The 648-nt window shown below is 62.3% G+C and carries 1 pseudogene; it reads left to right on the forward strand.

Annotated features, from left to right (window positions below):
* A pseudogene (locus C3Y91_RS04335) lies at nucleotides 1-648 on the forward strand (sugar ABC transporter substrate-binding protein); the annotation flags it as partial.

Below are 648 nucleotides of genomic sequence, written 5' to 3' on the forward strand. Positions count from 1 at the left end.
GCGGTCCGGAGTTCTACAAGAAGGCCTTCAACGACCTCGACGAGGAATCGCTGAAGTCCGACACGATGAAGAAGTCGTTCGACAATCTGGCGACGATCATCAAATATGTCGACCCGAACTTCTCGGGCCGCGACTGGAACCTGGCAACCGCCATGGTCATCAAGGGTGACGCGCTGGTGCAGGTGATGGGTGACTGGGCCAAGGGCGAATTCGTCGCCGCCAAGAAGACGCCGGACACAGACTTCCTGTGCTACCGCTTCCCGGGCACCGACGGCAGCGTCGTCTACAACTCCGACATGTTCGGCATGTTCAACGTTCCAGATGACCGCAAGGCGGCCCAGGTGGCGCTCGCAACCGCAACGCTGTCGAAGAGCTTCCAGTCGGCCTTCAACGTCGTCAAGGGTTCGGTTCCGGCCCGCACCGACGTTCCCGATACCGACTTCGACGCCTGCGGCAAGAAGGGCATCGCCGACCTGAAAGCAGCGAACGAAGGCGGCACGCTGTTCGGCTCGCTGGCGCAGGGGTACGGCGCCCCGCCGGCCATCGCCAATGCCTACAAGGATGTCGTCTCGAAGTTCGTCCACGGCCAGATCAAGACCTCCGACGAAGCCGTCAAGCAGCTCGTCCAGGCGATCGACGACGCCCGCT

It is taken from the genome of Rhizobium ruizarguesonis, from assembly GCF_012349115.1.
GTDB classification, from domain to species: Bacteria; Pseudomonadota; Alphaproteobacteria; order Rhizobiales; family Rhizobiaceae; genus Rhizobium; species Rhizobium ruizarguesonis.